Source organism: Actinospica sp. (genome assembly GCF_035552695.1).
Classification (GTDB): domain Bacteria; phylum Actinomycetota; class Actinomycetes; order Streptomycetales; family Catenulisporaceae; genus Actinospica.
In genome coordinates, this window is record NZ_DASZKT010000101.1 from 1 (window position 1) to 5,523 (window position 5,523).

Genomic DNA, 5,523 nt, shown 5'->3' on the forward strand with positions numbered 1-5,523 from the left:
GCCGCGCTGCTGGGCTTCGGCGAGACCAAGACCAAGTTCCTGGTCCTGGAAGGTGAGATCAAGTCCGTCAAGGTCGGACGCAACCGCCGCATCCTGCCCGAATGGGTAGATGAGTACATCCGCAACATGACAGAAGGCGTCTGACATGACAGCCAAGCGCACTCGGGCCAATGGGGAAGGCTCGATCTATCCGTACAAGAACGGATTCGCCGCGTACGCCTGGGTGGACACGCCCGAGGGCAAGCGCAAGCGCAAGTACGTCTACGGCCAAACACGGGACGAGGTCCACGACAAGTGGATCAAGCTGCATGCTGCGGCGCAGAAAGGCCCAGTAGCCACCAAGACCCCGTTCCTCGGCGACTTCCTCGACGAATGGCTCTCCGATGTCGTCAAGCCGAATTCGGCACCGCTGACGTACGTCACGCATGAGTCGGCGGTCCGCCTCTATATCAAGCCACACCTCGGCAAGAAGCCGCTGAACAAGCTCTCGACGAAGCTCGCGCGCGAGTGGCTGACCAAGCTGGTCAACACCTGCCAGTGCTGCGCACAGGGCAAGGACGAGGCTCGACGTGCGGACCGTCGCCGGTGCTGCGCCGTGGGCAAGTGCTGCGAGAGCTACACCGGTCGGCGCACGCTGGAGACCGTACGGGCGACGCTCCGGGCCGCACTGAATTACGGGATCCGCGAGGAGCTTATCTCCCGCAATGTCGCCGCTCTGGTGGATGTGCCCAAGGCTCGACGACGCACGATTCGGCGCAAGGTGCGGCCGTGGTCGGTGGACGAGGCTCGCCGCTTCCTGGAGCACACGCGCAGTGCGGATGATCCGCTCTACGCCGCGTGGGTCCTGTTCCTCGTCCTCGGCCTGCGCCGCGGCGAAGTGCTCGGGCTGACCTGGGACGCGGTGGACCTGGAGCGGGCCGAACTGCGCACGGTGGACCAGCTCCAGCGCGCCGGCGGCGAACTGCTGCACCGCGAGACCAAGACGGAAGAGTCCGACGACATCCTGCCGCTCCCGCCGATCGTCGTCGCCGCTCTACGGCTCCGCAAGAGGCAGCAGGACGAGGCCCAGGCCGAAGCGGGTGCGCACTGGGACAACGCACTGAACCTCGTGTTCACGACCAAGTACGGCACCCCGTATGAGCCTTCGAATATCACGAACCGATTCTCGCCACGCGGCGCGAAAGCCGGAGTGCGAGAGATCCACCTGCACGACACGAGGCACACGGTCGCCTCGATGCTGGTTGCTCTCGACGTTCATCCTCGGGTCGCTATGAAGATCCTTCGTCACTCGCAGATCGCCGTGACGATGGAGATCTACAGCCACCCCACGGACGAGCAGATCCGGGACGCGCTCAACAAGCTCGGCAAGCTGTTCGGCTGATCGCCGCGGCTTGCCGGAATCCGAACCGAAGACACTGACCCTGAGGAGGGTTATCGTGGGTGACATGTCCGAGCCGACTCCCGAACCGACCATGACCGACGTGCTGTCGGCCATCGCGGGACTGGGCAACCACCTCGGCGCGAAGATCGACGCGCTCGACGTGAAGGTCGAAGGGCTCGAAGATCGCCTCGTCCAGCGGACCGGATTGCTGCGGGCCGACATCGCTGGCCTCAAGGCTGAGTCGGCCATCGAGCAGGCATACGGTCGTGACACGGCTGAGGCGCTTCGTCGGCACATCGCGGACCGCAACGCGCACGGACCTCGAGCCGCCTGACCTCTCGCTTCTCCCCCGCTGCTGTACGCCGTTGCGGTACGGGGGTGCAAACTAAGACATTCAGGGCCGGTAATCTCAATGGATTACCGGCCCTGACCTGCTGTGGAGCCAAGGGGATTTGAACCCCTGACCTTTTGTCTGCCAGACAAATGCTCTACCAGCTGAGCTATGGCCCCTTGTATTCAGTTCTCGCTCGCTACGGCGTCGATCTTACTACACCGGGGCGGGTGGTCCCCCCGGTTACAGGCGTGGGGACCTAACGGCTCCTTGCTGCTCCCGGGCGGGCTCGCCCATATTAGCCAAAGCGGGGGCCCGATGGGAAATCGGTTAGGGCGGGGCGGCGGCGGGGCGGCGGGGCGATGTCGGCACCGCCGGGGACGTCAGCGGTCGTCGCCGAAGACGGGTTCGGGGAGGGAGCCGGCGTTGTGCTCTAGCAGGCGCCAGCCGCGGTGGCCCTCGCCGAGGACGGACCAGCAGCAGTTGGACAGGCCGCCGAGGACGCCGGTGGACGAGGCGGGGAGGCCGAGGAGGCGGGCGATGGTGACGCGGGCGGTACCGCCGTGGGTGACGACGACGAGGGTGCCGCGGTCGGGGACCAGCTTGAGGGCGCGCTCGATCGCGGCGACGGCGCGTTCGGCGACCTCGGACTCGATCTCGCCGCCGCCGCGGCGCTGGTGGTAGTGGTCCTTGCGCCAGGCCGCGTACTCCTCCGGGAAACGCTCCTTGATCTCGGCGTCGGTCAGGCCCTGCCAGGTGCCGACGAAGGTCTCGCGCAGGCCCTCGTCCAGCAGCACCTCGAGCTTGACTATGTCGGCCAGGGCCTGCGCCGTGTCCGCGGCACGGGACAGGTCCGAGGAGACGATCGTGGTGGGCTGGAGGGCGGCCAGCAGGCGGGCCATCGTCTGGGCCTGCTCGCGGCCCACGTCGTCGAGGGGGACGTCGGTCTGGCCCTGCAGCCGGCCGGCCATGTTCCACTCGGTCTGGCCGTGCCGCCACAGCACGATCCGACGGCCCGTCACGTAGTAGGCGTGCCGGTCGATGGGGGCCGGAGCCGCGGCGGCGGAGGCGTCGACGGCCTCCGCGGCCGGGAAATCGGCCTGGGAGACGATCGGCGCGTCGGCCGGGGTGTCGCCCGCGTTGAGGTCCACGCCGACGGGCCGGCCCGCGGCTGGGCCGCTCATGCCCGGCTCCCGGTCACCGTTTCCGGCAGTTCGATGCGCGGGCAGTCCTTCCACAGCTTCTCCAGCAGGTAGTACTCGCGCTCTTCGCTGTGCTGCACGTGCACCACGATGTCCAGGTAGTCCAGCAGCACCCACCGACCCTCCTGCTCGCCCTCGCGCCGGGCGGGCTTGGCACCGAGCTCGACCAGCCGCTCCTCGATGCCGTCCACGATCGCGCGCACCTGGCGGTCGGTCGGCGCGGAGGCGAGCACGAAGGCGTCGGTGATGACGAAAACGTCGCTCACGTCGTACGCCACGATGTCGTGCGCGATCTTGTCGGAGGCTGCCTCGGCGGCGGCGATCGCCAGTTTCCTGGCTCGGTCGGTCGCGGTCACTGTGCGGTTTCCCCTGTCTGTTGTCGGATGTGCCACCCCAGGATCTCATGAGCCGGGCGGCGGCCGTGGCGGGTTTCCGCAGCACCGGGGCACGGGCGAGGCGCGGATGAGACGCGGCCGGGACACGGCCGGGTTTCGGCCCGCGGCTCAGTCGGCCGACAGGGACGTCCAGTCCTGGCCGAGCACCACCGTCACGTCGTCCGCCGAGGACAGCCCGGAGACGACCTGCACCGCGCTGCCGCTGAGCCCGAGCGAGGCCGCGACCTGCTCGGCGACGCTCTGCCCGGAGGACTTGGCGACCTCGACCTTCGTGGCGCTCTGCGTGGACACGGAGTCGCCCGCGTTGTACGTGTAGCCCGCGTCGGTCAGCTTCGCCTGCGCGGACGCCAGCAGCCCGCTGCTGCTCGACGAGCTCGCTCCGGTGCCGTTCTGGACGAGCACGCGCGCCGCCTGGCCCGCCGTCGCACCTCCCGTCACGGTGCCGCCGAGCAGCTTGCCGACGACGGAGGACGCGGCGGTCTCGTTGAGCGAGTTGCCCGAGGTGAGCGGCAGGGTGGCGACGGTGACCGCGCCCGCGTTCTCCTGCGCGGCCAGCGCGGCGAGGATCGGGCTCAGCTTGCTCAACGGCAGCGAGGGGTCGGGGATGAGGCCGAGCTGGTTGAGGTAGGCCTGGACCGCGCTGGATTCCGACGGAAGCTTGGCCATCAGCGCGTTCAGCACCTGGCCGAAGCGCGCGGACTGCGCGGTGGCGGCCTCGCCGGACGCGGTGTACGTGGCGTACGCGACGGCCTGAACGCCGGTGAGGGTGACCGTCCCCTGGGGCACGCCCTTGGGGTCGGCCGTGCTCGCCGGGATCGAGGTGTTCGTGGTCAGCGAGATGCCGCCGAGGTTGTCTATGAAGATCCCGAAGGTCGTCTCGTCCATGTCGCGGACGCCGTCGGGGGTCACGCCGAGGGTGCTGGAGACCTCGTCGGCACCGGCCGGCGGCTGGTCGGCGGCCATGTCGCCGCCGAAGGTCTGGCTGCCGAAGCCCTGGCTGTTGAACTGCATCTGCGTCGGGATGACGACGATCGCGCCGGTGCCGCTCGCCGTGCCGCTGGTGGAGCCGTTGTGCTCGGTCGCCAGCAGCGCGTCGCCGACGGCGTCGCCCTTGGCGTCGTCCAGCCGGAACAGGATCGTGGACTTCGGGGGCGCGGCCGGGCCGGTCAGGCCGGGGACGCTGCCGCCGAGCCAGGCGTACACGCCGACACCCGCGGCGACCAACGCGAGCACGATGACGAGCACGATCAGCCGGGAGCGCAATTTGCGCACCCGCTCGGCGCGCGAGTCGGCGCGGCTCTCGCTGAAGCTCAGCCAGCCGTTGACGTCCGGGTTGTCGGCCTCGTCCACGAACGAGAAGTCGCCGGCGCGGTAGCCGTCCTGGTCCGCGGGACGGTTGCCGGTGACGGGGGGTGCGGCGTCGCCGGACTCGTCCGCGGGGTCGAATTCGAACTCGAACTCGGGCACGGCGGCGGGCGGCGGCGGAGCGGCGGGAGCGGCGGGAGCAGCGGCCGGAGCCGACGGCGGAGCGGCGGGGGCCGACTCGGACCGCGGTTCCGGGCGCGGCGCGGGACGCGGGCGCGACGGCGCGGCTTGGGTCTGCTGCGGGATCTCGTACGAGCCGGAGCCGAAGTAGTCATTGGCGGGCGGCGGCTGAGCGGCCGCGGGCTGCTGCTGATACGCCTGGTACTGCTCATACTGCGGGGGCTGCTCGCTCCCCTGCGCGGGCTGCTCGTTCCGCGCCGGCTGCTCGTATCGCGGCTGCTGCTCCGGCCGCTCTTCATACTGCGGAGCCTGACCGGGCTGCCGCTCGTACTGCTCATACTGCTCGTACTGCGGAGCCTGCGGCTGCTGCGGGAACTGCGGAGGCTGATACGTGGGAGGAGCGGACTGGGCGGGCGCCTCGTAGGCCGGGGTCTCGTACGAGGGGGCCGCCGGCGCGGCGCTCTGCTGCCGCCAGTCGTAGTCGTACGACTCCTGCTCCGGCTGCTGGTACGTCTGGTACTGCGGATACGGTTCGGCGGGCGGCGTCTGGGGCGCGTACTGCTCGTTGCCCTCCTCGCCGACCGGCGCCTTGCGTCGGCGTCCCGTTCCTCCGCTCATGCCAACTCCTCGGCCGACCGCTCCGGCTGGTACAGCTTGCGCTTGTTGATGTACTGGACGATGCCGTCCGGAACCAGGTACCAGACCGGCTCGCCGCGGCGCACCCGGTCG

Annotated in this window: 6 protein-coding genes, 1 tRNA gene and 1 pseudogene; 3 read left to right on the forward strand and 5 right to left on the reverse strand. The window is 69.6% G+C overall.

Annotated elements, in window-relative coordinates; genetic code table 11:
• From VG296_RS32805 to VG296_RS12790, 3 genes are all read left to right on the forward strand, one after another.
• Positions 1-144 (forward strand): DNA-binding protein (locus tag VG296_RS32805; protein WP_349259544.1); only part of this gene is annotated, 144 nt, incomplete at its 5' end.
• A 1-nt stretch (position 145) separates the two neighbouring features.
• Positions 146-1,381: a site-specific integrase gene (locus VG296_RS12785; protein WP_325565894.1), complete on the forward strand. Its 1,236-nt coding sequence runs from the start codon at positions 146-148 to the stop codon at positions 1,379-1,381.
• 64 nt (positions 1,382-1,445) lie between these two features.
• A complete protein-coding gene (locus VG296_RS12790; protein ID WP_325565895.1) occupies positions 1,446-1,715 on the forward strand; it encodes a hypothetical protein in 270 nt (89 codons plus the stop codon).
• A 103-nt stretch (positions 1,716-1,818) separates the two neighbouring features.
• Here VG296_RS12790 and VG296_RS12795 read toward each other — a convergent pair.
• The 5 genes and pseudogenes from VG296_RS12795 to VG296_RS32810 form a co-directional block, all read right to left on the reverse strand.
• Positions 1,819-1,891: transfer RNA gene (locus tag VG296_RS12795), tRNA-Ala, on the reverse strand.
• Positions 1,892-2,095: 204 nt separating this feature from the next.
• Positions 2,096-2,896, reverse strand: a complete 801-nt coding sequence (locus tag VG296_RS12800; RefSeq protein ID WP_325565896.1) for a histidine phosphatase family protein — start codon at positions 2,894-2,896, stop codon at positions 2,096-2,098.
• The gene (gene rsfS, locus VG296_RS12805) at positions 2,893-3,270 is read right to left on the reverse strand and encodes a ribosome silencing factor (RefSeq protein ID WP_325565897.1); all 378 of its coding nucleotides are present in this window, start codon (positions 3,268-3,270) and stop codon (positions 2,893-2,895) included. Before rsfS ends, VG296_RS12800 begins: the two co-directional genes overlap by 4 nt.
• 147 nt (positions 3,271-3,417) lie before the next feature.
• A complete protein-coding gene (locus VG296_RS12810; protein ID WP_325565898.1) occupies positions 3,418-5,412 on the reverse strand; it encodes a LytR C-terminal domain-containing protein in 1,995 nt (664 codons plus the stop codon).
• Positions 5,409-5,523, reverse strand: a pseudogene (locus tag VG296_RS32810) (nicotinic acid mononucleotide adenylyltransferase); the annotation flags it as partial. The pseudogene VG296_RS32810 and the gene VG296_RS12810, both read right to left, overlap by 4 nt.

Bases quoted from the DNA above. Each gene is read 5' to 3' on its own strand.
- VG296_RS12785 (WP_325565894.1), top strand. From the start codon at position 146: ATGACAGCCAAGCGCACTCGGGCCAATGGGGAAGGCTCGATCTATCCG.
- VG296_RS12790 (WP_325565895.1), top strand. From the start codon at position 1,446: ATGTCCGAGCCGACTCCCGAACCGACCATGACCGACGTGCTGTCGGCC.
- VG296_RS12800 (WP_325565896.1), bottom strand. From the start codon at position 2,896: ATGAGCGGCCCAGCCGCGGGCCGGCCCGTCGGCGTGGACCTCAACGCG.
- VG296_RS12810 (WP_325565898.1), bottom strand. From the start codon at position 5,412: ATGAGCGGAGGAACGGGACGCCGACGCAAGGCGCCGGTCGGCGAGGAG.